Origin of the sequence: Myxococcus virescens (assembly GCF_900101905.1) — a bacterium.
Lineage (GTDB): Bacteria > Myxococcota > Myxococcia > Myxococcales > Myxococcaceae > Myxococcus > Myxococcus virescens.
In genome coordinates, this window is record NZ_FNAJ01000007.1 from 258,386 (window position 1) to 282,059 (window position 23,674).

Here is a 23,674-nt window from a genome sequence, read left to right on the forward strand (position 1 = left end):
AGCACGGTTGTTCCTCCCTGCTCCAGCGGTGCTGCGTTAGGCGGCGAATCGCTATAGGTCCGTATCATACGGATTTCCGAGGAACAGTCAAATCGGATTTGTGCAGTCAGGCTGTTTTCTGGCTGGCGGAATGGACGTCCGTGGGTCGTAGGTGACAGCAGTCCACTTCCAAGTCTTACGAAGCGATTCGCCGCGACGGCACACTCATACGGCCAAGATGCTGCGCGGCTGTAATGTCATAAGTCTGGCAGGCTGTGCGTACTTTCTCGCAGTGAAATGGCGTTCGTCAGACCCGCTCGTTAGAGTTCCCTCAGTCCAGCGAGCGGGAGGTGTGAGGGATGAGTGCTGTCGTGAGCGCTGTGGGAGGAACGCAGGCGTTGGAGCAACTCCAAGCGCCTGTTCACGGCCGCGCCGCGGGCCTGACGCCGGTGGACTCGCCAGACGTACTCCGGGTGGATGTCGCGGAGGTCGTTGGCGGCGCGGTGGAGCTCCTCTCAGTCACGCGCCGCTTGCGAGGAGTGCGGGTTTCCCTGGAGCTTCCCGAGGATCCGGTCCCCGCTAATGTTAGTCACCGGCGGCTGCAGCAGGTGCTGCTGCTGTTGTTGGCGCACGCGGCGGATGCGTCGAACGGGCAGGGCGTTCGTGTGATGGTGGATTCCGCTGACGACTTCGGGGACGTGCCGCCCCGCTTCCAGGTCCAGGTCGCGGGGGCGTCGCTGTCCTCGCGGGAGCTCCAGGCTGTCTTCCTGTCGCCCATGTTGGTGGGGCCGCTGCACCGCAAGCTGGCCCGGGCCCGGGAGCTGACGGAGTCCATGGGTGGCACCTTGGAGGTGGCCAGCAGCGCGGCCGCCGGCATCACCGTGACGGTGGAGTTGCCCGCGCCGGGGATGTCCAGCTGGTAGTCCGGGCGGGCCGCCATGCCCGCCGCTGATCCACGACTTGAAGAGGAAGAGGAGGGCGGGCCGCCAGTGCCTGGCCCTCCTTTTTCGTTGGGTCGCCGGGGAGGCCGGCCGCATCGTTTCGTGCTCGCGCGGAGGCCGGCCGTTATTCCGCGCCCGGCCATTGGCTCCGATAAGTCGTTCCGCGTGCGCCCGTGGCCAAACTCCTTGACGTCGCGGGGCGGGTTCTCGACTATCCCCCGCCGATTCTTACACGGTCACACCTTCTCAGGAGCACATCCATGGCGCCCCCGTCATCCGGAGAAAAGATCTCCCTGCAGAGCGGCAAGCTGTCCGTCCCGGACAACCCGATCATCCCCTACATCGAGGGCGACGGCACCGGCCGCGACATCTGGCGTGCGTCCCAGGCGGTGTTCGATGCCGCGGTGGAGAAGGCCTACAAGGGCAAGAAGAAGATCGCCTGGTACGAAGTCCTGGCCGGCGAGAAGTCCTTCAAGGCGGTCAGCAACTGGCTGCCCGATGAGACGGTCGAAGCGTTCCGCACCTATCTGGTGGGCATCAAGGGCCCCCTGACGACGCCGGTGGGCGGCGGCATCCGGTCGCTGAACGTGGCCCTGCGGCAGATGCTGGACCTGTACGTCTGCCTGCGCCCCGTGCGCTACTTCAAGGGCGTGCCCAGCCCGGTGAAGACGCCGGACAAGGTCGACATGACCATCTTCCGTGAGAACACGGAAGACATCTACGCGGGCATCGAGTTCGAGGCCGGCACGGCCGCCGCGGAGAAGTTCCTGGGCCTGCTGAAGCAGGAGTTCCCGAAGGAGTTCGGGAAGATCCGCTTCCCGTCCGACGTGGGCCTGGGCATCAAGCCGGTGTCCCACGAGGGCAGCGACCGGCTGATCCGCGCCGCCATCCAGTACGCCGTGGACCACAAGCGCAAGAGCGTCACGCTGGTCCACAAGGGCAACATCATGAAGTTCACCGAGGGCGCCTTCCGCAAGTGGGGCTACGAGCTGGCCGCCCGGGAGTTCGGTGACAAGGTCTACACCTGGGACCAGTGGGAGGCCACCAAGGCCGCCAAGGGCGAGGAGGCCGCCAACGCGGAGCAGAAGGCCGCGCTGGCCGCCGGGAAGATCCTGATCAAGGACTCCATCGCGGACATCACCCTGCAGCAGGTCCTCACCCGTCCGGATGAGTTCGACGTCATCGCCACGCTGAACCTCAACGGTGACTACCTGTCGGACGCGCTGGCGGCGCAGGTGGGCGGCATCGGCATCGCGCCGGGCGGCAACATCAACTACGTCACGGGCCACGCGGTGTTCGAGGCCACGCACGGCACGGCGCCCAAGTACGCCGACCAGGACAAGGTGAACCCGGGCTCGGTCATCCTCTCCGGTGAGATGATGTTCCGGCACCTGGGCTGGCACGAGGCGGCCGACCTGATGATCCAAGGCATGGACCGCGCCATCGCCAGCAAGACGGTGACCTACGACTTCGCCCGCCTGATGAAGCAGGAAGGGCAGAGCGGCGTTTCCGAGGTCAAGTGCTCCGAGTTCGGGCAGGCCATCATCAAGAACATGTAGTCCCCGGTCGGGGATCTGGAAGAGGCGAATCCATGGCTCAGAATGGCAAGAAGAAGATCGGCCTCATCGGCGGCGGTCAGATCGGCGGCAACCTGGCGCTGCTCGCCGTGCAGAAGTCGCTCGGTGACGTGGTGCTGTACGACATCCCGGCCGCCGAGGGTCTGGTCAAGGGCAAGGCGCTGGACATCAACCAGCTGGCCGCGGTCGACGGCTACGACTGCCGCGTGAAGGGCACCACGGACTGGAAGGACGTGGCCGGCTCGGACGTGATCATCATCACGGCCGGCATGCCCCGCAAGCCGGGCATGTCCCGCGAGGACCTGCTCGAGATCAACCTGAAGATCATGACGGACGTGGCGGGCAACATCAAGCAGCACGCCCCCAACGCCTTCGTCATCAACGTGGCCAACCCGCTGGACGCGATGGTGTTCGCGCTCCACAAGATCGCCGGCCTGCCCAAGCACATGGTCGCGGGCATGGCGGGCGTGCTGGACACCAGCCGCTTCAAGTGCTTCGTCGCCGAGGCGCTCGGCTGCTCCATCCGCGACGTGGAGGCCCTGGTGCTGGGCGGCCACGGCGACGACATGGTCCCGCTCGTCCGCCACAGCACGGTGGGCGGCGTGCCCCTGACGGAGCTGATCGCCAAGGACAAGCTGGACGCCATCATCAAGCGCACCCGTGAGGGTGGCGCGGAGCTGGTCGGCCTGTACAAGACGGGCAGCGCCTACTTCGGCCCCGCGGCGTCCGCCATCGCCATGGCGGAGAGCTTCCTGCTGGACCGCAAGCGCGTGCTGCCGGCCGCCGCCCTCCTGGAGGGCCAGTACGGCATCAACGGTTACTTCTTCGGCGTCCCCGTGCAGATCGGCGCGGGCGGCGTGGAGAAGATCCACACCGTCGAGCTGAACGACGGTGAGAAGGCCGAGCTGGAGAAGTCCTTCCAGTCGGTCAAGAAGACGGTCGACTCGGTCAAGCTGTAGTCGCTGGACAGTCACGTGCGGCCCGCTGGGGAAACCCGGCGGGCCCTGTGCCTGATGCTGTGGATGACGCGGGCTAATTGCCCCGGACGCCATCGTTGCAGCGCGTTTTCACCAAGTTAACTAGCCTGTAGAACTCGCACGGGACGTCCGGGCCCTGGCGCGCCACCTGGCGGGCCGGCTCAACCGAGCAGTGTCCGACGTCCGGCAGTCAAGGAGATGATGATGGCACCAGCAGCGCGGTTCACGGTGGTGGGCGGCGGCCTCGCCGGGCTGATGACGACGATCAAGCTCGCGGAGGCGGGCCACCAGGTGGATGTGCTCTCGCTCGTCCCGGTGAAGCGTTCCCACTCCGTTTGTGCCCAGGGCGGCATCAACGGCGCGGTGAACACCAAGGGCGAAGGCGACCACCCGGACATCCACGTGAAGGACACGCTGCGCGGCGGCGACTTCCTCGCGGAGCAGGTTTCGGTGAAGGGCATGTGTCATGCCGCGCCCGGCATCATCTACCTGTTGGATCGCATGGGCGTGACGTTCAACCGCACGCCGGAAGGTCTGCTGGACTTCCGCCGCTTCGGCGGCACGCTGCACCACCGCACGGCCTTCGCCGGCGCCACCACCGGCCAGCAGCTGCTCTACGCGCTGGACGAGCAGGTCCGCCGCTATGAGGCCGAGGGCAAGGTCACCAAGTACGAGTACTGGGAGTGGCTCGGCACGGTGAAGGACGACAACGGGCGCTGCATCGGCAGCGTGGCCGTCGACCTGCGCACCATGGAGATCCGCACCTTCCCGGCCGAGGCCGTCTGCCTGGCCACGGGCGGCCCGGGCATCGTCTTCGGACGCTCCACCAACTCCATCATCAACACCGGCACCGCCGCGGGCCGCGCCTACATGGAGGGCGCGCACTACGCCAACGGTGAGTTCATCCAGGTGCACCCGACGTCGATTCCGGGCGAGGACAAGCTCCGCCTGATGAGCGAGTCGGTGCGTGGCGAGGGCGGCCGGGTCTGGGTGCCCCGCAAGAAGGGCGACACGCGGGCGCCTCAGCAGATCCCCGAGGCGGAGCGCTGGTACTTCCTGGAAGAGAAGTACCCCAAGTACAAGAACCTGGTGCCGCGCGACGTGGCCACCCGCGAGATCTTCATGGTCTGCCGCGAGCTGGGCATGGGCATCAACGGCCGGGACGGCGTGTACCTGGACGTCACGCACATCCCCGCGCCGGTGCTGGACGCCAAGATCAAGGGCGTCATGGAGATCTACGAGAAGTTCGTCGGTGACGACCCGCGCAAGGTGCCCATGGTCATCTTCCCGGGTATGCACTACTCCATGGGCGGCCTGTACGTGAACTTCGAGGCCGACCCGAAGACGCAGACGCCGGCCGAGGGCAGCCCCAAGAACCAGTCCACCACCATCCCTGGCCTCTACGCCGCGGGCGAGGCGGACTACGCCTTCCACGGCGCGAACCGCCTGGGCGCCAACTCGCTGCTGTCGTGCATCTACTCCGGCATGATCGGCGGCCCGGCCATGGTGTCCTTCGCCAAGAGCCAGGGCACCAGCGCCGCGGCGATGCCGGAGAAGCACTTCCAGGCCGCCAGGCAGTACTGGCAGGACCGCTTCGCCACCATGCTCAAGATGAGCGGCCCGGAGAATCCGTACGGGCTCGCCAAGGAGCTGGGCGACACCATGACGGAGAACTGCACCGTCGTGCGCTACAACGACCGTCTGAAGAAGACGATCGAGAAGATCCGCGAGCTCAAGGAGCGCTGGAAGAACGTCAACGTGCTGGACACGGGCAACGTGGCCAACCGCGCGCTGTCGTACACCAACCAGCTGTGGAACATGTTCGAGCTGGGTGAGGTCATCGCGACCAGCGCGCTGCTCCGCGACGAGAGCCGCGGCGCCCACTACAAGCCGGACTTCTCGCTGCCCGAACCGAAGACGAAGGACCCGACGCAGGACCCGGAGTGGATGAGCCTGTGGCGTGCGCGCCACGAGAAGTGGGCGAAGACGACCATCGCGACGTACAGCGAGGCCGGCCCGAAGATCCACTACGAGGACATCCCCACGCCCGTGCTTGACCCCGAGCCGCGCTGGTACGCCTGAGACGGGAACCACTCAACCGATTTGGAAGTGAAGGGTCGAGCCACATGGACACTGCACAAGCATCCGCTGTCACCACCAAGACCATCACCTTCCGCATCTGGCGGCAGGATGATCCCGCGAAGCCAGGTCACTTCGATGAGTTCAAGGTTCCCTATGTGAAGGGCGCCAACGTCATCTCGTGCCTGATGGAGATCCAGCGCAACCCCGTCACCGTGGAGGGCAAGCGCGTGGCCCCGGTGATCTGGGACGCCGCATGTCTGGAGGAGGTCTGTGGCAGCTGCGCCATGAACATCAACGGCCGCGTGCGCATGGCCTGCTCGGCGCTGATCGACAAGCTGGAGCAGCCGATCACGCTGGAGCCCATGAGCAAGTTCCCCGTGGTGCGTGACCTCACGGTGAACCGCGACCGCATGTTCGACGCGCTCAAGCGCATCAAGGGCTGGGTGCCCATCGACGGCACGCACAACCTGGGGCCGGGTCCGCGCCAGGCGCCCGTGGACCAGTCGGTGATGTACGTGCTGTCCACGTGCATCACCTGCGGCAGCTGCCTGGAGGCGTGCCCCCAGGTGACGCAGGAGAACGACTTCGTGGGCGCGGCGGCCATCAGCCAGGCCCGCCTGTTCAACATGAACCCCACGGGCAAGATGAACTCCGAGGAGCGCGTGCGTTCGCTCATGGGGCCCGGCGGCATCCAGGACTGCGGCAAGGCGCAGAACTGCGTGAAGGTCTGCCCGAAGGAGATTCCGCTCGTCACCTCCATCGCGGTGATGAACCGCGAGGTGACCAAGCTCACCATCAAGGACATCTTCTTCCAGGACGAGGCCCCCAAGGGCCACGGCAGCGGTCCGGGGTAGGGCGCTCGCCAGCGACTTCCCGGCGTTCTCTGGCTTCAAGCGGCCCCGGGCTGGCGTCCATTCGAGACGCCGGGCGGGGCCGCCGCTGTTTGGGTGTCCGTGGAAAACCCTGCGGTGAAGGCAGGCTCATCTTCGCGGACATCCCTGATTATCTGCCGTGCACCCTGTCGGACGATGCATGTGTACCGGGGTCAAACGGTCTTGCACTCCGTCCTTTTCTGCGCAATGAGGGCCCGGCGCTGACGCCTCTGTTCAGGCTGTCTCCCTCGTCTCCACCGGAGCCTCGATGAAGATCCACGAGTACCAGGGCAAGGAAATCTTCCGGAAGTACGGCGTGCCCACGCCGAAGGGCATCCTCGCCGTTTCCGCCAACGACGCGGAGGCCGCCGCGAAGGAGCTCGGCACCTCTGTGGTCGTCGTGAAGGCCCAGATCCACGCGGGTGGCCGCGGCAAGGGCGGCGGCGTGAAGCTGGCCAAGAGCCCCGCGGAAGCCAAGGAGCTGGCCAAGCAGATGCTTGGCATGAAGCTCAAGACCATCCAGACCGGGCCGGAAGGCCAGACGGTCCACAAGGTCTACATCGAAGAAGGTCTCGCCATTGGCCAGGAGCTGTACCTGGGCGTGACGCTGGACCGCGCCACCAGCCGCATCACCTTCATGGCCTCCCGCGAGGGCGGCGTGGAGATTGAAGAGGTGGCGGAGAAGCACCCGGAGAAGATCCTCCGCGAGTCGGTGGACCCGGCCGTGGGCTTCCAGGACTTCCAGGGCCGCAAGCTGGCCTTCGGGCTGGGCCTGACGGGCCCCACGGTGAACAAGTTCACCCACTTCTGCTCGGCGCTGTACCGGATGTTCATCGACACGGACGCCTCGCTCGTGGAGATCAACCCGCTGGTCATCCTGAAGGATGGCGGCGTGGTGGCGCTCGACGCGAAGGTGACCTTCGACGAGAACGCGCTCTACCGGCACAAGGACCTGCTGGAGTACCGCGACCTGGCCGAAGAGGAGCCCCGTGAGATCCAGGCCAAGGAGTGGGACCTGGCCTACATCGCGCTGGATGGCAACATCGGCTGCATGGTGAACGGCGCCGGCCTGGCGATGGCCACCATGGACACCATCAAGCTGGTGGGCGGCAGCCCGGCCAACTTCCTGGACGTGGGCGGCGGCGCCAACAAGGAGAAGGTCACCGCGGCCTTCAAGCTCATCCTGGCGGACCCGGCCGTGAAGGCGGTGCTGGTCAACATCTTCGGCGGCATCATGAAGTGCGACGTCATCGCCGAGGGCATCATCGCCGCGGCGAAGGAGGTCCAGCTCAAGGTTCCGCTCGTGGTGCGGCTGGAAGGCACCAACGTCGAGAAGGGCAAGGAGCTGCTGAGCAACTCCGGCCTCGCCATCACCCCGGCGGACAACCTGCGTCAGGCGGCGGAGAAGGCCGTCGCTGCGGTGAAGTAATCCCGCGCACTCTTTCCTGAAAGAACGCCATGGCCATCCTCGTCAACGAAAACACGAAGGTCCTCTGCCAGGGCATCACCGGCTCGGCGGGTTCGTTCCACGCGAAGCAGATGCTCGAGTACGGCACGAAGCTCGTTGCCGGTGTGACTCCGGGCAAGGGCGGCACCACGTTCGAAGGCAAGGTCCCCGTGTTCAACACGGTGGCCGAGGCGGTGAAGGCGACGGGCGCGAACACGTCCGTGGTCTTCGTGCCGCCCCCCTTCGCCGCTGACTCCATCATGGAGGCCGCGGACGCGGGCGTCGCCCTCATCATCGTCATCACCGAGGGCATCCCGGTCAACGACATGGTGCGCGCCAAGCGCTACCTGCAGGACAAGCCGGGCATCCGGCTGGTCGGTCCCAACTGTCCGGGCGTCATCACCCCGGGCGCGCTGTGCAAGATCGGCATCATGCCGGGCCACATCCACAAGCCGGGCCGCATCGGCGTGGTGTCCCGCTCCGGCACGCTGACCTACGAGGCCGTGCACCAGCTCACCCAGTTGGGCCTGGGCCAGTCCACCGCCGTGGGCATCGGCGGTGACCCGGTCAACGGCACGGACTTCGTGGACGTGCTGAAGCTCTTCAACGCGGACCCGGACACCGACGCCGTCATCATGATTGGCGAAATCGGCGGTGACGCCGAGGAGCGCGGCGCCGAGTACGTGGCGCGCGAGTTCACCAAGCCCATCGCCGGGTTCATCGCGGGCCAGTCCGCGCCCCCGGGCAAGCGCATGGGCCACGCCGGCGCCATCATCTCCGGCGGCAAGGGCACGGCGACCGAGAAGATCAAGGCCATGGAGGCCGCGGGCATCCTGATGGCCGCCAGCCCCGCCGAGCTGGGCACCACCCTTCAGGAGGCCCTCAAGCGGGGCGCTCCGAAGAAGCGCTAAACCCCAACGGAAACACGACAAGGAGCCAGTCACATGGCTATCGAGCGTACGCTGTCCATCATCAAGCCGGACGGCCTGGAGAAGGGCGTCATCGGGAAGATCATCAGCCGCTTCGAGGAGAAGGGGCTGAAGCCGGTCGCCATCCGCCTGCAGCACCTGTCCCAGGCGCAGGCCGAGGGCTTCTACGCGGTCCACAAGGCCCGGCCCTTCTTCAAGGACCTGGTGCAGTTCATGATCTCCGGCCCGGTGGTCCTGATGGTGCTGGAAGGTGAGAACGCGGTCCTGGCCAACCGGGACATCATGGGTGCCACCAACCCCGCGCAGGCGGCCGAGGGCACCATCCGCAAGGACTTCGCCACCAGCATCGACAAGAACACGGTGCACGGCTCCGACAGCCTGGAGAACGCGAAGATCGAGATCGCGTACTTCTTCCGGGAGACGGAGATCCACTCCTACCCGTACCAGAAGTAGCCGGCCGGCCCCTTATGGGGCCGCCGTTCCAGGCCCGGTGTCCGCGCTCTCAGAAGGCGTGGGCCCGGGCCGCTGTTCTTCCAGGAGACACTACCGGGTAGTGTCCATGAGGCGGGCAGGGGAGCATGGGCTCCTTTGACTTGCCGTGCCCAGGTGTGGGAAGGGACGCCCCTGGGCCCACCGTTAAGCGCAACGACGATGTCAGAGACCTCCGCCACCTCCCTGCCAGTCACCGAGCCATTGCCGGCTCCCGCGCCCGCCAAGCTGGTGGACGTGGCCAGCCTGTCGTTGGAGGCGCTGTCGCGCTTCGTCACCGAGGAACTGGGTGAGCGCGCCTTCCGTGCCCCGCAGATCTACCGCTGGCTGCACCAGCGCGGCGCCACCTCGTTCGACGAGATGACGGACCTCTCCAAGGTCCTGCGCGAGAAGCTCAGGACGCGGGCGGAGATCGTCCCCCTGGTGAAGGACTGCGAGCTGCGCAGCATCGACGGCACCATCAAGTACCGGTGGAAGACGCGGGACGGGCGCTACATCGAATCCGTCTACATGCCCACCGAGGACCGCAGGACGTTGTGCGTGTCCACGCAGGTGGGCTGCGCCATGGCCTGCGGCTTCTGCATGACGGGCACCATGGGGCTCAAGCGCAACCTGACCCCCAGCGAGATTGTGGCCCAGGTCCACGCGGTGAACCGCGAGGTCCGCAAGAACGAGGGGCACGAGACGCTCCGCCCGCTCTCCAACCTGGTGTTCATGGGGATGGGGGAGCCGCTCCACAACTTCGAGAACCTCAAGACGGCGCTCTCCATCCTCCAGTCCGAGGACGGGCCGAACTTCAGCCACCGGCACATCACCGTCTCCACCGTGGGGCTGGTGCCGATGATTGAGCGTTTCGGCAAGGAGACGGACGTCAAGCTGGCCATCTCCCTCAACGCCAGCACGGACGAGCAGCGCAGCAAGACGATGCCCGTCAACCGCAAGTGGAACATCGCGGCCTTGCTGGACGCCTGCCGGAAGTTCCCGCTGCGTCAGGGCCGCCGAATCACCTTCGAGTACGTCCTCATCAAGGGCTTCAACGACGCGGATGAGGACGCGCACCGCCTCATCGAGCTGCTCAAGGGCATCCCGGTGAAGGTGAACCTGATCCCCTACAACGAGAATCCCGGCCTGGGGTTCCACACCACCGGCGAGGAGCGGGCGGAGGAGTTCCGCGCCATCCTCGCGGACGGCCACGTCGCCGCCTACATCCGCAGGAACCGGGGCCGGGACATCGCCGGCGCCTGCGGGCAGCTCGCCAATCGCGGCGAGACACAAGCCGGGGCCGATAGTACGACATAAGTTCCCGAACTTCCTTGACAATCCAACGGGAGCGGCGTTAAGAGCGCCACCCCTTTCCTAAGACGTTTCCTGTTTGTTGGAGAGCATTCAATGGCCGTTGTCCTCCGTCTTGCCCGCGCGGGCGTCAAGAAGAAGCCGTACTACCACGTGGTCGCCACCGATTCCCGCAACCCCCGGGACGGCAAGTTCATCGAGGCCGTGGGCGCGTACGATCCGAACCAGGAGCCGCCGAAGGTGGAGTTCAACGAGGAGCGCCTCAACTACTGGCTGAAGACGGGCGCGACGCCGTCTGAGACCGTTGCGGACCTGATCAAGGTCGCCGGTAAGGCCAAGCCCGCTCCCGCGGTCTGAGCCACGCCCGAGTGGACGTGGAGCAGCTTCTCAACTATTTGGCGCGGGCCCTGGTCGATCATCCTGACCAGGTCAGCCTGCGCATTTCCGAGGTGGAAGGGGCCCGGCTCTTCGAGCTGAAGGTCTCCGCCGAGGACGTCGGCAAGGTCATCGGCCGTGACGGGCGCACCGTGAATGCCCTCCGGACGCTGCTCAATGCCGCCGCACAGAAGTCCGGGCAGAAGGTCCGCCTGGAGATTCTCGACGACCGGCGCAATGCAGCAGGCGCTCCGGTCGCGCCGGACTCCGCGCAGTGACGGCCACCAGTCCCTATCTGGAGTTGGGATACGTCGCGCGTGCTCACGGGCTGCGTGGCGAGGTCGCCATTCGCGCATTGGATCCGGCGTCGGAGACGCTCGACACCGTCGATCGCATCTGGGTGCGGACGCGCGCCGGTGTGGAGCGGGAAATGCGGCTGGAGGCGCTCCGGCCCACGCCCAAGGAGGACATCGTGGTCCTCGAAGGCGTGGAGTCGCGGAACGACGCGGAGGCGCTCGTGGGCGCCAAGGTGTTCGTCTTCCGCGAGGATCTGGAGCCGCCCGCGGAGGGCGAGTTCTTCCAGGGTGACCTGGTGGGGCTCGAGGCCGTGGACGCCAACGGGAACGCGTTGGGCCGGGTGGAGGAGATCTGGACCACCGGCGAGGTGCCCAACCTGGTCATTCGCGCTTCCGGGCGCGAGGAGCTGGTGGTGCCCTTCGCCGACGAGTTCGTCCCCACCGTGGACCTCGAGGCGCGGCGCATCGTCATCCATCCGCCTGAGTACGTGGATGCGGGACGCAAGGGCGCCGAGTCAGGTGGAGGCCCGGAGGACGCGGAATGAGCCCACCGTATCCGGTGGAGATCCTCACGTTGTTCCCCGGCATGGTGACCGGTTACCTGGGGGCCAGCATCCTCGGGAAGGCTCAGGAGAAGGGCCTGCTGGCCACCACCATCACCGATATCCGCGAGTACGCCGAGGGCAAGCACCGCGTCACCGACGACGCGCCCTACGGCGGTGGCGCCGGCATGGTCATGAAGCCGGAGCCGCTGGTCGCCGCGATTGAGGCGGCCAAAGCGCGGCATCCGGGCGCACGGGTGCTGCTCATGAGCCCCCGAGGGCCCACCTTCACCCAGGCCACTGCGCGTGAGCTGGTCCGTCACGAGGCGGGCCTCATCCTGGTCTGCGGCCGCTACGAGGGCGTGGACGAGCGGGTGATGGCGCACCTCGACGGGGAGCTGTCCCTGGGGGACTTCGTTCTCACGGGCGGCGAGCTGGCGGCCATGACGGTGGTGGACGCGGTGGCGCGGCTGGTGCCCGGGGTGCTGGGCAACGTGGACTCGTCCGTCACGGAGAGCTTCGAGGAAGGCCTGCTGGAGCATCCCCAGTACACCCGCCCGCCTGTCTTCCGGGGCGTCGAGGTGCCGGCCGCCCTGCAGTCCGGCGACCATGCCCGGATTGCCCGCTGGCGGCGCTGGAAGTCGTTGGTGCTCACCCACGAGCGCCGCCCGGACCTGTATGCCCGCGTGGTGCTGTCGAAGGCCGACCAGAAACTTCTGGCCCGCCGGGAGGAAGAGCTGTAACCCTGAGCGTTGCTAGCGGGTTGGATCATCAGGGCTTGTCCGACACCGCTCTCTCTGTTAGTACGGCCCGCTCTTCACGCGACCATCGCGTCAGTTCAAGTTTTCCGGAGTTTGTCATGCGCAACGCCGCCATTCAGCACATCGAGGCCAAGTTCCTGCGCCAGGATGTCACCGTGTTCAATACCGGTGATTCCGTGCGCGTCCACTGGAAGGTCAAGGAGGGCGAGAAGGAGCGCGTGCAGGCGTTCGAGGGCATCGTCATCCGGAAGACCAAGGGCAACCACCGCGCTACGTTCACGGTGCGCAAGCTCTCCTTCGGCGTCGGCGTGGAGCGCGTGTTCCCGCTGCACAGCCCCCGCTACGAGAAGATCGAGGTCCTGTCGCGCGGTGCCGTGAACCGCAAGCGCCTGTTCTACCTCCGCGACCTCAAGGGCAAGGCGGCGCGCGTCGACGTCATCGAAGAGCCGAAGCCGTCCAAGAAGGCCGCCTCGGCCTCCTGAGCGCTTCCAGCGCCTGTGCAGTGAAAAGGAGCGTCCGATCCCGGACGCTCCTTTTTTCATTCGCGCTAACATGCGCGAGCCATGCAATTCGCCGAAGTCGCCGTCCAGAACGTCCGCGGTTTCTCCCCCGCGGGGCGCTTTGCCCTGAAGGCGGGATACCTCGTCCTCAAACCGCCCTCGGCGGAGTCGAGCCCCCTGGCGGGCCTCTCCCTCGCGCTGCTCTTCGCGGATGGGCGCGGCACTGACGCCAGCTTCATCGCCGCCGGTGCGAAGTCGGGCAAGGCGGCCCTGACGTTCGTCGGAGTGGATGGGGTGACGTACCGCGTCCTGCGCGACCTCGGCGGCTCCGGGACGTTGCACCGGATGAATCCCACGACGCAGCAGCCGGAGCTCGTCTCGTCGGATGCGTCGGAGATCAGCCAGTTCCTTCGCGGTCAGGCGGGACTTCCACCGAAGACCACGTTCGAGCAGGTGTACTGCCTTCAGTCCGCGCAGCTTCCCTCACGACGCCCGAGGAAGTCCGCTGCCGCCGCGGCGAAGGTGGACCCCAAGACGTCCGGCAGGTACCCATCATTGGCGTCTGCCTCCACGGTGCTGCCCGCGGAGGACATCCCCGCCGCCGAGGCGAAGCTGCGCGCGCTGGAGCAGGAACTGGCTGCCTCCACGGAGGTGGACAGCCTTCAGTTCAAGGCGGATGGCGTTGCCTCGCAGATCTTCGACGCCGAGCAGAGGCTGAAGGGGACCGAGGGGCTCAAGGTGGCCATCTCGGAGGCCGAGGCCGCCTGGCGCGCGGCGCCGACGCCCGAGTCCCTGGGGCTGCCTCAGGACATCGTGAACCGCCTGAAGCGCCACCCCAAGGTGATTGCCCGTCGTGACGAGGCCCTGGCGCGCCTCAACGCGGACCGGGAGAACGAAGCGGAGGCACGTCCCACCTCGGTGCCGCCCCTGACGCAGAACATGGGGTTCTGGGCCGGCCTGGGCGTTGGCGTGTTGTTCCTGGCGCTGGCCGTGGGCCTGGGATTTGGAGTGGACCGGACCTTCCGCTACCTGGCGCTGCTGGACATCCCGGCCTTCGGTGTCGCCGCCTTCCTGGCGCTTCGCTACGTGGATGACCTGCAGAAGGCCACGCGGCATGGCAGCAAGGAGAACCGCTTCGACATCCGGGAGAAGAAGATCCTCGAGGAGTACGAGGCGGAAGCCGCGCCGCTGCGCATGGCTCAGAAGGCGCTCGACGTGGAAGATCTGGACGGCATCGCCCCGGCCCTGGAGCGCAAGGAGCTGCTGGCCGCGCGAGTCGCCGAGCTGCGGGACCAGCTTCACACCATGGAGTCGGATCCGGACTACCTCGCGGCGGCCGCTCAGGTTCAGTCGCTGAAGGCGGAGGCGGAAGCGCTCAACGACGAGCTGACGCAGAAGGGTACGTACGTCCGCGACGTACGCGAGGTGGAGCGTGAGATGGGCCGGCTGAAGGAGTCCATTGCCCTGGCCAAGGCGCCTCCGCCGCCGGCCGCGCCGGGCCCGGATGGAGCCGTGCCTGTGGAGACGCTGGAGGATCCGTCGCCCATGCTGCTGTCCCAGGCGGCGGACGTGTTCACCACGGACATCTTGTCCGTGCAGGCGATGCTGAAGGAGCGCTGCGTCCAATACCTCACCGCGCTCACGGACCGGCGGTACCAGGGCATCGAGTGGGACCGCGAGGGCAAGGCCTTCGCCCTGGCCTCTGGCCGGCGGGTGCCGGTGGGCGAGCTCCCCGCGAAGGACTTGGACCTGTACTACCTGGCCCTGCGGATGACGGTGGTGGAGAAGGCGAGCGCCCGCGTGAAGCGTCCCTTCCTGCTGGAGGACGTCTTCACGGGGATGGAGGAGGTGAAGCTGCCCCTCATCGCTCGGATGCTGAAGCACCTGGGCACGCTGACGCAGGTGCTGCACGTCACCTCGCACCCGGGCTTCGCGCAGATGTCGGACGGCCCCGTTAACGTCTGAGGCGACGTGGCGGGTTGCCTCCAGGGGGAGGTCCGCAGGGGGAGGGGTGGATGCGACGGGCGGCGCCGGCTGAGCGGCGGGAGTACGGGAAGGCGGGGGAGGAGGCGGCGGTGCGCTTCCTGGAGGCGCAGGGGTGGCGGGTGCGGGATCGCAACTGGACCTGCCGCTTCGGGGAACTGGACGTGGTCGCCGAACGTGACGACCTGGTGTGCTTCGTGGAAGTGCGGATGCGCTCCACGGCCACCTGGGGCGACCCCTCCCACAGTGTGTCTTTCGCCAAGCAGCGCCGGGTGGTGAAGGCGGCGCTTCGGTACCTGTTCGCGCATGACTTGCGTGGACGGATGTTCCGTTTCGACGTGATTTCGGTGGTGGGACGCGGGGAGCTCGCCACCGTGGAGCACATCCCTGGCGCCTTCGACGCGGGGATGTGAGAGGACGACGCCATGGCTGGAACGCTCTATCTGGTGGCGACGCCCATCGGGAACCTGGGGGATGTCACGTCGCGCGCGTTGGAGACCCTGCGCGCGGTGCGCTTCATCGCGTGTGAGGACACGCGGCACTCGCGGGTGCTGCTCGACCACTTCGGCATTGGCGGGAAGGACCTGGTGAGCCTGCCCGCCTTCGCGGAAGGGCAGCGAGCCGGACGCATCCTGGACCGGATTGGGGAAGGAGAGGACTGTGCGCTGGTGACTGACGCGGGCAGCCCCGCCATCAGTGATCCGGGCGAGAAGCTGGTGGCCGAGGCGCTGGAGCGCGGATTGACGGTGGTGCCGGTACCAGGCCCCACGGCCCTGGTCGCGGCGCTGAGCGCCTCTGGATTACCCACGGGGCGCTTCCACTTCCTGGGCTTCCTCCCGCGCAAGGGCGCCGAGCGCCGGGCGATGCTGGAGGAGGTGGCGCAGCTGTCCGCCACCCTGGTGCTTTATGAGTCCCCACGCCGCCTGTCGGAGACGTTGCCGGACCTGCTCGACGCCTGGGGCGACCGGCGCGCGTGCGTGGCGCGGGAGCTGACGAAGCTGCACGAGGAGTTCGCCCGGGGCACCTTGTCCGAACTGGCCGCGCGCTACGCGGCGGAAGAGCCCCGCGGCGAGGTGGTGGTGTTGGTGGAGGGCCGCACCGGCGAGACACGCTGGTCCGAGGAGGAATTGCGTCGGGCCCTGGAGGAGGGGCTGTCGCGCGGCGAGAAGCTCAAGGCGCTGAGCACCGAGCTAGCCCGCCGCGCGGGCTGGGCCGGTCAGGACGTCTATCGACTGGGGCTCTCGCTGAAGCGCTGAGTCCCCAGGTGGGCGCCGTCATCGGCGCCCACCGGGCCACGCTAGAAGCTGAACGTGGCGCTCAGGTCGAAGCGGAACGTGGTGCTCTCCACCGCGAGGAAGCGGCGAGACACCAGGTCATAGCGCCAGTCGAAGTTGGGGTTGAGGTCGGGCGAGCCGGGCTGCGTGTCCACGCCGCCGTCGTTGTTCGCGTCACGCCCCGGAGCCTCGGCGGTGAGGGCGTGGTTGGTGTTGTAGAGGAACATGCCGGACGCGCGAATCTGGAAGGCCTGCGACGCGTTCGCCGTGACGCCCAGCATGCCACCCACCTGGAAGTAGTCCTCGGAGGTGAGCAGCTTGCGCAGGGCGGCGCTCAGCTCGTTGTAGTAGCGGCCGCTGCCCACGTAGTTGCCGATACCCCGGACATCGAGGGCGAAGCGCTGCGACTTCGCCGGCCGGTTGAAGGGCACCAGTTCCACGCCGAAGAGCATGCCCGCGGTGTGGGGGGCGTTGATGCCCGTTTCCTTGCGGTTCCACGGGCCCGTGAAGCAGTTGTCCGGGGCGCCCAGGTTGTCCGGGTTGGAATCCTTCTGGACGCAATTGGAGTAGGCGCCCGGGCCGCGCACGGGGATGGTGTAGTGCGCCTTGAAGTACGGCTCGGCCGCGCCGATGCGGCGCGAGAAGGCCGTGTAGAGCTGGTACTTGTGGACGCGGTCGCCAATGTTGCCGCGGCTGTCCGAGTTGGTGGTGTCCGCGGCCGCGTCACGCAGCTTCGCGGTGGGGGCCTCGTACTCCAGGCCGACAATCCAGGTGGGCTTCGTCTCGTCCTTCTCCTGGTTGAAGAAGGCGTAGGCCAGACCGAAGCGCATGTTGCCCAGGCCGCCGCGGAAGCTCTCCTGCGGTACGTCGAACAGGGCGCTGCCCGGTGCCGAGCCCTCCAGGCAGCCCGGGATGACGGAGCCGTTGGCGTTCAGGCAGTTGTTGGTGATGGTGGACGTCTCGGGAGACGAGTTGGACGTGAAGTCCCAACGCTCGTTCTGCGAGAAGACGACGGGCAGGGCGAAGGAGAACTCCAGGTCCCTGTAGAGGCCGACGGACAGCTCCAGGTTGAGCCGGGCGTCCACGCCCTTGTACCAGAGCTCCGATGCATCCCGGCGGCCCGCCGGTTGCCCGGCGGGGGCCAACTGCTCGCGGATGATCTTCGCGCGGTTCTGTGTGCGCTCGAAGCCGACGTCGATGAAGAGGTCGAACGGGTCGTCCTCCTCGAGCGACGACGCAATCCGGGTGATGTCCGCCGCGGTGGCGGCGAACGGCGCGCCCAGCGTCAGCGCGGCAAGTACGACGCGAAGCCTGTGCATCCGACCTCCGACGGCAAATCTCCCTGGCCTACCGGCAAGCCCGGGGGGCTTCCAGCTAGCCGTGCCGTCGAAGGAGTGTCAAGAAACGGGTGGCTTTTACTTGCCGGCCACCACGGACGCGCTCAGCAACCCGTCCATCCGGCGCACCTCCGCCTCGAAACCCGACCGGTGCTGCGCGGCCAGTGAGCGGCGGTAGGTCTTGTGCTGGTCGTAGGGGTCCAGCACCCGGTCGTCCTGCGTCATGAGCTGGTAATGGAGGTGGGGGGCGAAGCTGCGGCCCGTGTTGCCGCTCTTGGCGATGACCTGCCCCACGGAGAACCGGGTGCCCGGCTTGACGCTCTTGTCCACCTCGTCCAGGTGGAGGAAGAGCGCGCGGCGCCCCTTACCGCCCGACTCCACCAGCTCGATGCAGTTGCCGTTGCTGCTGAAGTTCCAGTTCTTCCGCTTCACCACCCCGTTGAAGGGGGCCTTGATGGGCGTGCCGACCGGGGTGCGGAAGTCCACGCCCTTGTGCTTGCGGCCGTCGCGAAGCAGGGACGTCACCTGCTCGTAGTCGTCGATGGGGGAGCGCTCCAGCCTCAGCTCCAACTCGTCGCCGCCGGACAGGTAGTACCGGGCATTGGGCTCGCCGTTGGCCTGGTAGCGGTACGCGCTCAGCGTCTTGCCCAGCTTGGCGCTGGTGAAGCGCACCGCGTGCACCAGGGGCTCCTCGTTGGTTCGGCGCTGGTAGAGCACCTCCAGCGTGTCACCGCGGAGAATCTCCCCGGGCACGGAGACCCACCACACCAAGGTGCGCGTCACCACCTGCGCCAGCGCCGGACCCACGTCCGAGCCAGCGGCGTTGACGAGCGCGGTCTCCAGGGGGCCGTTGATGCTGACCGATACGCGCTCCAGGCCCGCGGCCTTCACCGGGTCCGTGGCCACGGGCGCTGGCGTGGGCGCCTCGGCGACGGCGCCCGCGTCGGGGACTGCGTTGGGCATCTGAGCCGCGGCCTCTTCCGTCGCCTGAACCATCCGCTGCTTCCACCACCACACGCCGCCGGCGGCACCGCCGAGGATGAGTGACACGGCGACCACCGTGCCGAAGGGACTGCGCTTCGGAGGGGCACCGAGTGTGGGAAGGTTCGGCCGCATACAAGCTCCCTGAGTTGGAATGGGTGGGCGGGCCCGGAACCGACGCGCGCGAAGCGGAATTCCGCTTCCTCGCGGTCTATTCGTCCGGACCGTCTTCCTGCCCGTCTGGTGTGGTGTCGCGCAAGCCAAACTCCTTCATCTTCGTCTGGAGTGACTTGCGGCTGATTTGAAGCAACCGGGCGGCCCGGGTGACGTTGCCACCCGTCTCCTCGAGCTTCTTCACGATGAGGTCCCGCTCGAGCTCGGCGGCCTTCATCCGGACGATGTCCTTCAGGCCGACTTCCCCCGTGGGGACGTCGATGGAGGCCACCGCGCTGGCCAGGTTGGTGCTCGCCTGGACGCTCGTGCCCTGGCGGACCGGCTCCGGCAGGTCGCGGGCGGTGATGAGAGGCCCGTCCGCGAACAGGAGCACGCGCTCGATGAGGTTCTCCAGCTCGCGGATGTTGCCCGGCCACGCGTAGCCCTGGAGCAGGGCCATGGCGTCGTCGGCGATGCCTTCAATCTTCTTGTTGAGGCGCCGGTTGTACTTCTCCACGAAGTGCCGGGCGAGCATGGGGATGTCGCTGCGGCGCTCGCGCAGGGCGGGCAGGGAGATGGGGACCACCGCCAGGCGGTAGTAGAGGTCCTTGCGGAAGCGGCCGGCTTCAATCTCCGCCTGGAGGTCGCGGTTGGTGGCGGCCACGAGCCGCACGTCCACGCGCGTCGTCTTGATGCCGCCCACGCGCTCGAACTCGCCCTCCTGGATCGCACGCAGCAGCTTCACCTGCATCTCCACTGGAATCTCGCCGATCTCGTCCAGGAAGAGGGTGCCCTCGTCGGCCAGCTCGAAGCGGCCGGGCTTGGACGTGACGGCGCCGGTGAAGGCCCCGCGCTCGTAGCCGAAGAGCTCGCTCTCCAGCAGCGTGTGGGGAATGGCGGCGCAGTTGATCTTGATGAACGGCTTGTCGCGGCGGCTGGAGGCGCCGTGCAGCGCGGTGGCGATCAGCTCCTTGCCGGTGCCGCTTTCCCCGGTGATGAGCACCGTGGACGGCGTGTCCGCCACCTTGTCGATGATCTTGTAGACCTCTTGAATCGTCGACGAGTCGCCGATGATGGCCGCGCGCGCCTTCACGTCCGGGCGCACGGAGCGGCGGGCGCTCTCGTTCGTCTTCGCGGCCTTGGCGACGACGGAGGACAGCTCCGCCTGATCGAAGGGCTTGGTGATGTAGTCGAACGCGCCCGCCTTGATGGCGTCCACGGCGGAGTCCACCGTGCCATGCGCGGTGATGATGATGACGGGGACGTCCGGGTTGGCGGTGCGGATGGTGCCGAGCACCTCCATGCCGCCCACCTTGGGCATCACCAGGTCCGTGACCACGATGTCCGCGCCGTTCTTGTGGAACTCGGCGAGCCCTTGCTCGCCGTTCTCCGCCACGGTGACGTCAAAGCCGTCCCGGCGCAGCATCGCGGCGAGCACCTTGCGGAGGTTCGCCTCGTCGTCGATGACCAGGACCTTGGCCATGGTGGAAGTCGTGACCGCGGGCGACCGGAACTAGCGACGTTCCGTGGCGCCGGCGCCCTCCAGGGTGCAGATGGCGTCCGGGTGCTTGATGCGCAGCAGCAGCGCCTCCAGAACGCGGAACGGGTGGTTCATCCGCGACGCGCCCAGGTACGCCGCCACCATGTCCATGGACACCGCGAGGTCCATGTTCTCCCGGCCGGTGGACACCACCACGCCGGAGTCCCCTCGCAGGCGGTTGGACTGGTAGACGCCGTCCGACGCGAGTTGGCGGATGGTCTCAATCTCCAGGACGCCCGTCTTCTCGTAGATGCGGTGCAGCTGCGAGTACAGCCGCGGCGACAGGACGACGGCGTAGGGGCCGAAGTGGCCCTGCTCGTTGAGCTTGCGCGTGGCCTCGACGATGGCCTGGAAACCGCCACCCGGCGACGTCCAGTCACCCAGCGGCACCGTGAGCCGGCCGTTGGCCGTCATCAGGCCTTCGTAGCCCAGGCGCACGTCACCGTAGAAGATGAGTTCGTCTTCCTGCTGCGCGCACAGCGCGGCGGCACCGGCGGCGGCCGACACGTCCAGCGGCATGTTGTGCGTGCGCGCGGCCTCGATGTCGCGCCAGTGCAGCAGGAAGTCCTTGTAGATGATGGGGATGGTCTTGAACTTGCGAGCATCGGTGAAGACCATCGCGGTCTCCTGCTCGCCGACGATGTCCACGGCGCCGGGTGAGACGCCCTGGAACTCGTCGTAGGGAACCGTCTGCACCCCGGCGCCCAGCGGCCCGTAGATGTCCAGGATGCGCCGACCCACCAGCGAACGCCGGGCGACCTGGATGACAGTCTCGTTCAGACGCGCCCACTCCTCTTCGCGGAGCGGGTTCTCGGCATGTCCAAGGAAGTCAGGCATGAAATGTGGCTCCAGAGGCATCGACTAGAAGAGAAGGGGAAGAAAGCTTCAGCGACCGCTGCCGGAACCACCGCCACCCCGGCGCAGTGAACCCACGGTGAGCGGGTGCGACTCCACGGCGGGCGGCGGCGCAGGCAGGCCATACAGCAGCCGCTGGGGCGGCAGGGACGTTGGCGGCTCGGAGGGGAGCCGGCCGTTGCGGCCGTTGACGGAGAAAGCCGGGCCATCCGGTGCGGGCACATGGACGGTGGCGGGGGCGGGGGCCTCTGCGGCCTGGAAATGACCGGGGACGAAGGGCTTGGCGAAGTGGTCGTTCTGACCACTGTCCAACATGCGAAGCATGTGGACGGCCTCGGAGACGTGCTCCTTCTCCTCGGCGGCCAGGTGCTGGAAGAACGCGCGGACCTCGGGGTTCGAGGAGGCACGAGCGTAGGCTTCGTACTCGTTGATCGTCTCCAGCTCACGTGCCAGCACGAGGCGGATGCGCGCCACGTCGTCCAAGTCACTGTCGGGAGAGCCGGCCATTGGAACGGACCCTTGCAATCCAGGGGGTTCGGCGTCAAGCGAAACAGGGGGACGGGGTTTCGGGCTTCATGACACCGAACGGCCCGCGTAGAGTCCGCCGCTCTCGTGACCACGTCTTCGCCCGAGTCTCCACCCCCGCCGATTGCGCCGGTTGCGCCTCCTCGTCCCGAGCGCTCAGGAGGGGGGGCCGCGCTGGTGGCGGCCGGCATCCTTGCTTCCCGGCTGATGGGCCTGGTGCGCGAGCGCGTCTTCGCCCACTACCTGGGTAATACGGAGGTCGCGGCCGTCTTCAAGGCGGCGCTGCGCATTCCCAACTTCCTGCAGAATCTGTTTGGCGAGGGCGTCCTCTCCGGCTCCTTCATCCCCGTCTACGCGCAGCTCTTGGGCCGCAAGGACACGGAGACGGCGGACCGGGTCGCGGGCGCCGTCTTCGGCATCCTGTCCCTGGTCACTGCGGTGGTGGTGGCGCTGGGCATGGTGTTCACCCCGCTGCTGGTGGATGCCATCGCGCCCGGCTTCCAGGGGCAGGAGCGGGAACTGGCCATCCACCTGGTGCGCATCCTCTTCCCCGGCACAGGGATGCTGGTGCTGAGCGCCTGGTGCCTGGGCATCCTCAACAGCCACCGGCGCTTCCTCCTTTCGTACCTGGCGCCCGTCGTCTGGAACCTGGTCATCATCGCCGCGTTGGTGGCCGCGGGAGGCCGCTACGAGGAAGAGGCGTTGGTTTCGGTGCTGGCCTACGCCGTGGTGCTGGGCAGCTTCCTCCAGTTCGCGGTGCAGGTGCCCTCCGTCCTCAAGTTGATGGGCCGCTTCCGCCCGACGCTGTCGCTGGCGGCGGAGCCTGTGCGGCAGGTGTTGAAGAACTTCGGGCCGGTCGTGTTGGGGCGCGGCGTGGTCCAGTTCAGCGCCTGGGTGGACACGGCCTTCGCGTCACTCATCTCCAATCGCGCGCTGTCCTCGTTGCTCTACGCTCAGACCATCTACCTCATCCCGGTGAGCCTCTTTGGGATGGCGGTGTCCGCGGCGGAGCTGCCGGAGATGTCGCGCGCCACGGGGGAGGGCGCGGACGTGGCCGCCAGGTTGCGCCAACGCATCGACGGAGGCGCACGCCGCATCTGCTTCTGGGTCGTCCCGTCGGCGGCGGCCTTCCTCTTCCTGGGGGACATGGTGGCGGCGGCGTTGCTGCAGACAGGGCGCTTCGACGCGGCGGACTCGCGCTACCTCTGGTACCTGCTCATGGGGGCGGCGCTGGGGTTGGTGGCGTCCACGGTGGGGCGCCTCTATGCCTCCGCCTTCTATGCGCTGAAGGATCCGAAGACGCCGCTGCGCTTCGCGGTGGTGCGCGTGCTGGTGGGCACCCTGGGCGCATGGGTGCTGGGCCTGCGGCTACCAGGATGGCTTGGCGTGCCGCAGCACCTGGGCGCGTTGGGCCTCACCCTGGCCAGCGGCCTGGTGGCCTGGCTGGAGGCGGGACTGCTGCGCCGCAAGCTGGTGAAGCAGCTCGGGCCGGTTGGCGTCCCGTCTGGACTGCTGCCTCGCTTGTGGGGCGCCGCGGTGGTGGCTGGCCTGGTGGCGGTGGGCATCAAGGTGGGGCTCACCTCGCTGCTCGGGCCGATGCCCGGTGTGACGGCGGAGTGGGGGGGGGGCTTCCTGATGCCGCCGCGCCTGCACCCTGTTCTGGGCTTCGCAGCGGTGGCGCTCCCGTTCGGTGCTGTTTATTTCGGGATGTCAGCGGCCCTGGGCATCCCGGAGGCGGGAACGGTGTTGCGCAAGGTGGGGCGGAAGCTGCGTCTGGTGCGCTAACCACCTGGGATTGCTTGGCTCCCTGCCTGCCGAACGGCCGCTATTTGGCGTTGCAAGCATCGGGTCCGGGATGCTCTGACGGGGTGCCTCCGTTATGGACGGAGCGTTGGCGTCAACGGCATGTGCGTCATCTGGCTTCCTCCGGACATGGCGCGCGTGTAGAGTGCGCCGCCTTTTTCAC

23 protein-coding genes are annotated in these 23,674 nt (G+C 67.4%); 18 read left to right on the forward strand and 5 right to left on the reverse strand.

Annotated features, from left to right (window positions below; translation table 11 throughout):
• Positions 1-350 precede the first annotated feature (350 nt).
• The 17 genes from BLU09_RS21850 (at position 351) to rsmI (ending at position 16,299) form a co-directional block, all read left to right on the forward strand.
• Entirely contained in the window at positions 351-902 is a 552-nt protein-coding gene (locus BLU09_RS21850) for an ATP-binding protein (protein ID WP_090491536.1), read from the forward strand.
• 278 nt (positions 903-1,180) lie between these two features.
• Positions 1,181-2,479 carry an NADP-dependent isocitrate dehydrogenase gene (icd, locus tag BLU09_RS21855; protein ID WP_090491455.1) on the forward strand — a complete coding sequence of 433 codons (1,299 nt, stop codon included), beginning with the start codon at positions 1,181-1,183 and terminating at the stop codon, positions 2,477-2,479.
• Positions 2,480-2,511: 32 nt separating this feature from the next.
• Positions 2,512-3,456, forward strand: coding sequence for a malate dehydrogenase (mdh, locus tag BLU09_RS21860; RefSeq protein ID WP_090491456.1), 945 nt, complete (start codon positions 2,512-2,514; stop codon positions 3,454-3,456).
• Between the two features lie 222 nt (positions 3,457-3,678).
• Complete coding sequence (gene sdhA / locus BLU09_RS21865) at positions 3,679-5,556, forward strand: succinate dehydrogenase flavoprotein subunit (RefSeq protein ID WP_090491457.1); 1,878 nt, start codon at positions 3,679-3,681, stop codon at positions 5,554-5,556.
• A gap of 44 nt (positions 5,557-5,600) precedes the next feature.
• On the forward strand, positions 5,601-6,410 hold the full coding sequence (gene sdhB, locus BLU09_RS21870) for a succinate dehydrogenase iron-sulfur subunit (RefSeq protein ID WP_090491458.1): 810 nt from the start codon (positions 5,601-5,603) through the stop codon (positions 6,408-6,410).
• Positions 6,411-6,696: 286 nt separating this feature from the next.
• Complete coding sequence (gene sucC, locus BLU09_RS21875) at positions 6,697-7,857, forward strand: ADP-forming succinate--CoA ligase subunit beta (protein WP_090491459.1); 1,161 nt, start codon at positions 6,697-6,699, stop codon at positions 7,855-7,857.
• A gap of 29 nt (positions 7,858-7,886) precedes the next feature.
• Positions 7,887-8,786 carry a succinate--CoA ligase subunit alpha gene (gene sucD, locus BLU09_RS21880; protein ID WP_090491460.1) on the forward strand — a complete coding sequence of 300 codons (900 nt, stop codon included), beginning with the start codon at positions 7,887-7,889 and terminating at the stop codon, positions 8,784-8,786.
• A gap of 33 nt (positions 8,787-8,819) precedes the next feature.
• Entirely contained in the window at positions 8,820-9,257 is a 438-nt protein-coding gene (gene ndk, locus BLU09_RS21885; RefSeq protein ID WP_011553572.1) for a nucleoside-diphosphate kinase, read from the forward strand.
• Between the two features lie 198 nt (positions 9,258-9,455).
• Complete coding sequence (rlmN, locus tag BLU09_RS21890) at positions 9,456-10,592, forward strand: dual-specificity RNA methyltransferase RlmN (RefSeq protein WP_090491461.1); 1,137 nt, start codon at positions 9,456-9,458, stop codon at positions 10,590-10,592.
• Between the two features lie 90 nt (positions 10,593-10,682).
• Positions 10,683-10,943, forward strand: coding sequence for a 30S ribosomal protein S16 (gene rpsP / locus BLU09_RS21895; RefSeq protein ID WP_011553574.1), 261 nt, complete (start codon positions 10,683-10,685; stop codon positions 10,941-10,943).
• Between the two features lie 11 nt (positions 10,944-10,954).
• The gene (locus tag BLU09_RS21900) at positions 10,955-11,239 is read left to right on the forward strand and encodes a KH domain-containing protein (RefSeq protein ID WP_186817652.1); all 285 of its coding nucleotides are present in this window, start codon (positions 10,955-10,957) and stop codon (positions 11,237-11,239) included.
• The gene (gene rimM, locus BLU09_RS21905) at positions 11,236-11,802 is read left to right on the forward strand and encodes a ribosome maturation factor RimM (protein WP_090491462.1); all 567 of its coding nucleotides are present in this window, start codon (positions 11,236-11,238) and stop codon (positions 11,800-11,802) included. Before BLU09_RS21900 ends, rimM begins: the two co-directional genes overlap by 4 nt.
• Entirely contained in the window at positions 11,799-12,542 is a 744-nt protein-coding gene (gene trmD / locus BLU09_RS21910) for a tRNA (guanosine(37)-N1)-methyltransferase TrmD (protein WP_011553577.1), read from the forward strand. Before rimM ends, trmD begins: the two co-directional genes overlap by 4 nt.
• Before the next feature lie 116 nt (positions 12,543-12,658).
• Positions 12,659-13,042 (forward strand): 50S ribosomal protein L19, encoded by a 384-nt coding sequence (rplS, locus tag BLU09_RS21915; protein ID WP_090491463.1) that lies wholly within the window; start codon positions 12,659-12,661, stop codon positions 13,040-13,042.
• A gap of 81 nt (positions 13,043-13,123) precedes the next feature.
• Entirely contained in the window at positions 13,124-15,025 is a 1,902-nt protein-coding gene (locus tag BLU09_RS21920) for an ATP-binding protein (protein ID WP_090491464.1), read from the forward strand.
• A 50-nt stretch (positions 15,026-15,075) separates the two neighbouring features.
• Entirely contained in the window at positions 15,076-15,456 is a 381-nt protein-coding gene (locus tag BLU09_RS21925; protein ID WP_090491465.1) for a YraN family protein, read from the forward strand.
• A gap of 12 nt (positions 15,457-15,468) precedes the next feature.
• Positions 15,469-16,299: a 16S rRNA (cytidine(1402)-2'-O)-methyltransferase gene (rsmI, locus tag BLU09_RS21930; RefSeq protein WP_011553581.1), complete on the forward strand. Its 831-nt coding sequence runs from the start codon at positions 15,469-15,471 to the stop codon at positions 16,297-16,299.
• A 41-nt stretch (positions 16,300-16,340) separates the two neighbouring features.
• Here rsmI and BLU09_RS21935 read toward each other — a convergent pair whose 3' ends face one another.
• From BLU09_RS21935 to encB, 5 genes are all read right to left on the reverse strand, one after another.
• Positions 16,341-17,636 carry a hypothetical protein gene (locus tag BLU09_RS21935; RefSeq protein WP_090491466.1) on the reverse strand — a complete coding sequence of 432 codons (1,296 nt, stop codon included), beginning with the start codon at positions 17,634-17,636 and terminating at the stop codon, positions 16,341-16,343.
• A gap of 96 nt (positions 17,637-17,732) precedes the next feature.
• A complete protein-coding gene (locus tag BLU09_RS21940; RefSeq protein ID WP_090491467.1) occupies positions 17,733-18,899 on the reverse strand; it encodes a peptidoglycan DD-metalloendopeptidase family protein in 1,167 nt (388 codons plus the stop codon).
• Positions 18,847-20,271 carry a sigma-54-dependent transcriptional regulator gene (locus tag BLU09_RS21945; protein WP_090491468.1) on the reverse strand — a complete coding sequence of 475 codons (1,425 nt, stop codon included), beginning with the start codon at positions 20,269-20,271 and terminating at the stop codon, positions 18,847-18,849. The genes BLU09_RS21940 and BLU09_RS21945 overlap by 53 nt, the downstream gene beginning before the upstream one ends.
• 30 nt (positions 20,272-20,301) lie before the next feature.
• A complete protein-coding gene (gene encA, locus BLU09_RS21950; RefSeq protein ID WP_090491469.1) occupies positions 20,302-21,165 on the reverse strand; it encodes an encapsulin nanocompartment shell protein EncA in 864 nt (287 codons plus the stop codon).
• A 48-nt stretch (positions 21,166-21,213) separates the two neighbouring features.
• Positions 21,214-21,690 (reverse strand): encapsulin nanocompartment cargo protein EncB, encoded by a 477-nt coding sequence (gene encB, locus BLU09_RS21955; RefSeq protein ID WP_167371126.1) that lies wholly within the window; start codon positions 21,688-21,690, stop codon positions 21,214-21,216.
• A gap of 105 nt (positions 21,691-21,795) precedes the next feature.
• Here encB and murJ point away from each other — a divergent pair, with 105 nt between their 5' ends.
• The gene (murJ, locus tag BLU09_RS21960; protein ID WP_090491471.1) at positions 21,796-23,493 is read left to right on the forward strand and encodes a murein biosynthesis integral membrane protein MurJ; all 1,698 of its coding nucleotides are present in this window, start codon (positions 21,796-21,798) and stop codon (positions 23,491-23,493) included.
• Positions 23,494-23,674: the final 181 nt, after the last annotated feature.

What these genes read in the sequence shown, in the direction of transcription:
- icd (WP_090491455.1), top strand. Translation starts at nt 1,181, where the DNA reads ATGGCGCCCCCGTCATCCGGAGAAAAGATCTCCCTGCAGAGCGGCAAG.
- sdhA (WP_090491457.1), top strand. Translation starts at nt 3,679, where the DNA reads ATGGCACCAGCAGCGCGGTTCACGGTGGTGGGCGGCGGCCTCGCCGGG.
- ndk (WP_011553572.1), top strand. Translation starts at nt 8,820, where the DNA reads ATGGCTATCGAGCGTACGCTGTCCATCATCAAGCCGGACGGCCTGGAG.
- encB (WP_167371126.1), bottom strand. Translation starts at nt 21,690, where the DNA reads ATGGCCGGCTCTCCCGACAGTGACTTGGACGACGTGGCGCGCATCCGC.
- sucD (WP_090491460.1), top strand. Translation starts at nt 7,887, where the DNA reads ATGGCCATCCTCGTCAACGAAAACACGAAGGTCCTCTGCCAGGGCATC.
- rlmN (WP_090491461.1), top strand. Translation starts at nt 9,456, where the DNA reads ATGTCAGAGACCTCCGCCACCTCCCTGCCAGTCACCGAGCCATTGCCG.
- sucC (WP_090491459.1), top strand. Translation starts at nt 6,697, where the DNA reads ATGAAGATCCACGAGTACCAGGGCAAGGAAATCTTCCGGAAGTACGGC.
- rpsP (WP_011553574.1), top strand. Translation starts at nt 10,683, where the DNA reads ATGGCCGTTGTCCTCCGTCTTGCCCGCGCGGGCGTCAAGAAGAAGCCG.
- sdhB (WP_090491458.1), top strand. Translation starts at nt 5,601, where the DNA reads ATGGACACTGCACAAGCATCCGCTGTCACCACCAAGACCATCACCTTC.
- encA (WP_090491469.1), bottom strand. Translation starts at nt 21,165, where the DNA reads ATGCCTGACTTCCTTGGACATGCCGAGAACCCGCTCCGCGAAGAGGAG.
- mdh (WP_090491456.1), top strand. Translation starts at nt 2,512, where the DNA reads ATGGCTCAGAATGGCAAGAAGAAGATCGGCCTCATCGGCGGCGGTCAG.
- BLU09_RS21945 (WP_090491468.1), bottom strand. Translation starts at nt 20,271, where the DNA reads ATGGCCAAGGTCCTGGTCATCGACGACGAGGCGAACCTCCGCAAGGTG.
- rplS (WP_090491463.1), top strand. Translation starts at nt 12,659, where the DNA reads ATGCGCAACGCCGCCATTCAGCACATCGAGGCCAAGTTCCTGCGCCAG.
- BLU09_RS21920 (WP_090491464.1), top strand. Translation starts at nt 13,124, where the DNA reads ATGCAATTCGCCGAAGTCGCCGTCCAGAACGTCCGCGGTTTCTCCCCC.
- BLU09_RS21935 (WP_090491466.1), bottom strand. Translation starts at nt 17,636, where the DNA reads ATGCACAGGCTTCGCGTCGTACTTGCCGCGCTGACGCTGGGCGCGCCG.
- trmD (WP_011553577.1), top strand. Translation starts at nt 11,799, where the DNA reads ATGAGCCCACCGTATCCGGTGGAGATCCTCACGTTGTTCCCCGGCATG.
- BLU09_RS21925 (WP_090491465.1), top strand. Translation starts at nt 15,076, where the DNA reads ATGCGACGGGCGGCGCCGGCTGAGCGGCGGGAGTACGGGAAGGCGGGG.
- rsmI (WP_011553581.1), top strand. Translation starts at nt 15,469, where the DNA reads ATGGCTGGAACGCTCTATCTGGTGGCGACGCCCATCGGGAACCTGGGG.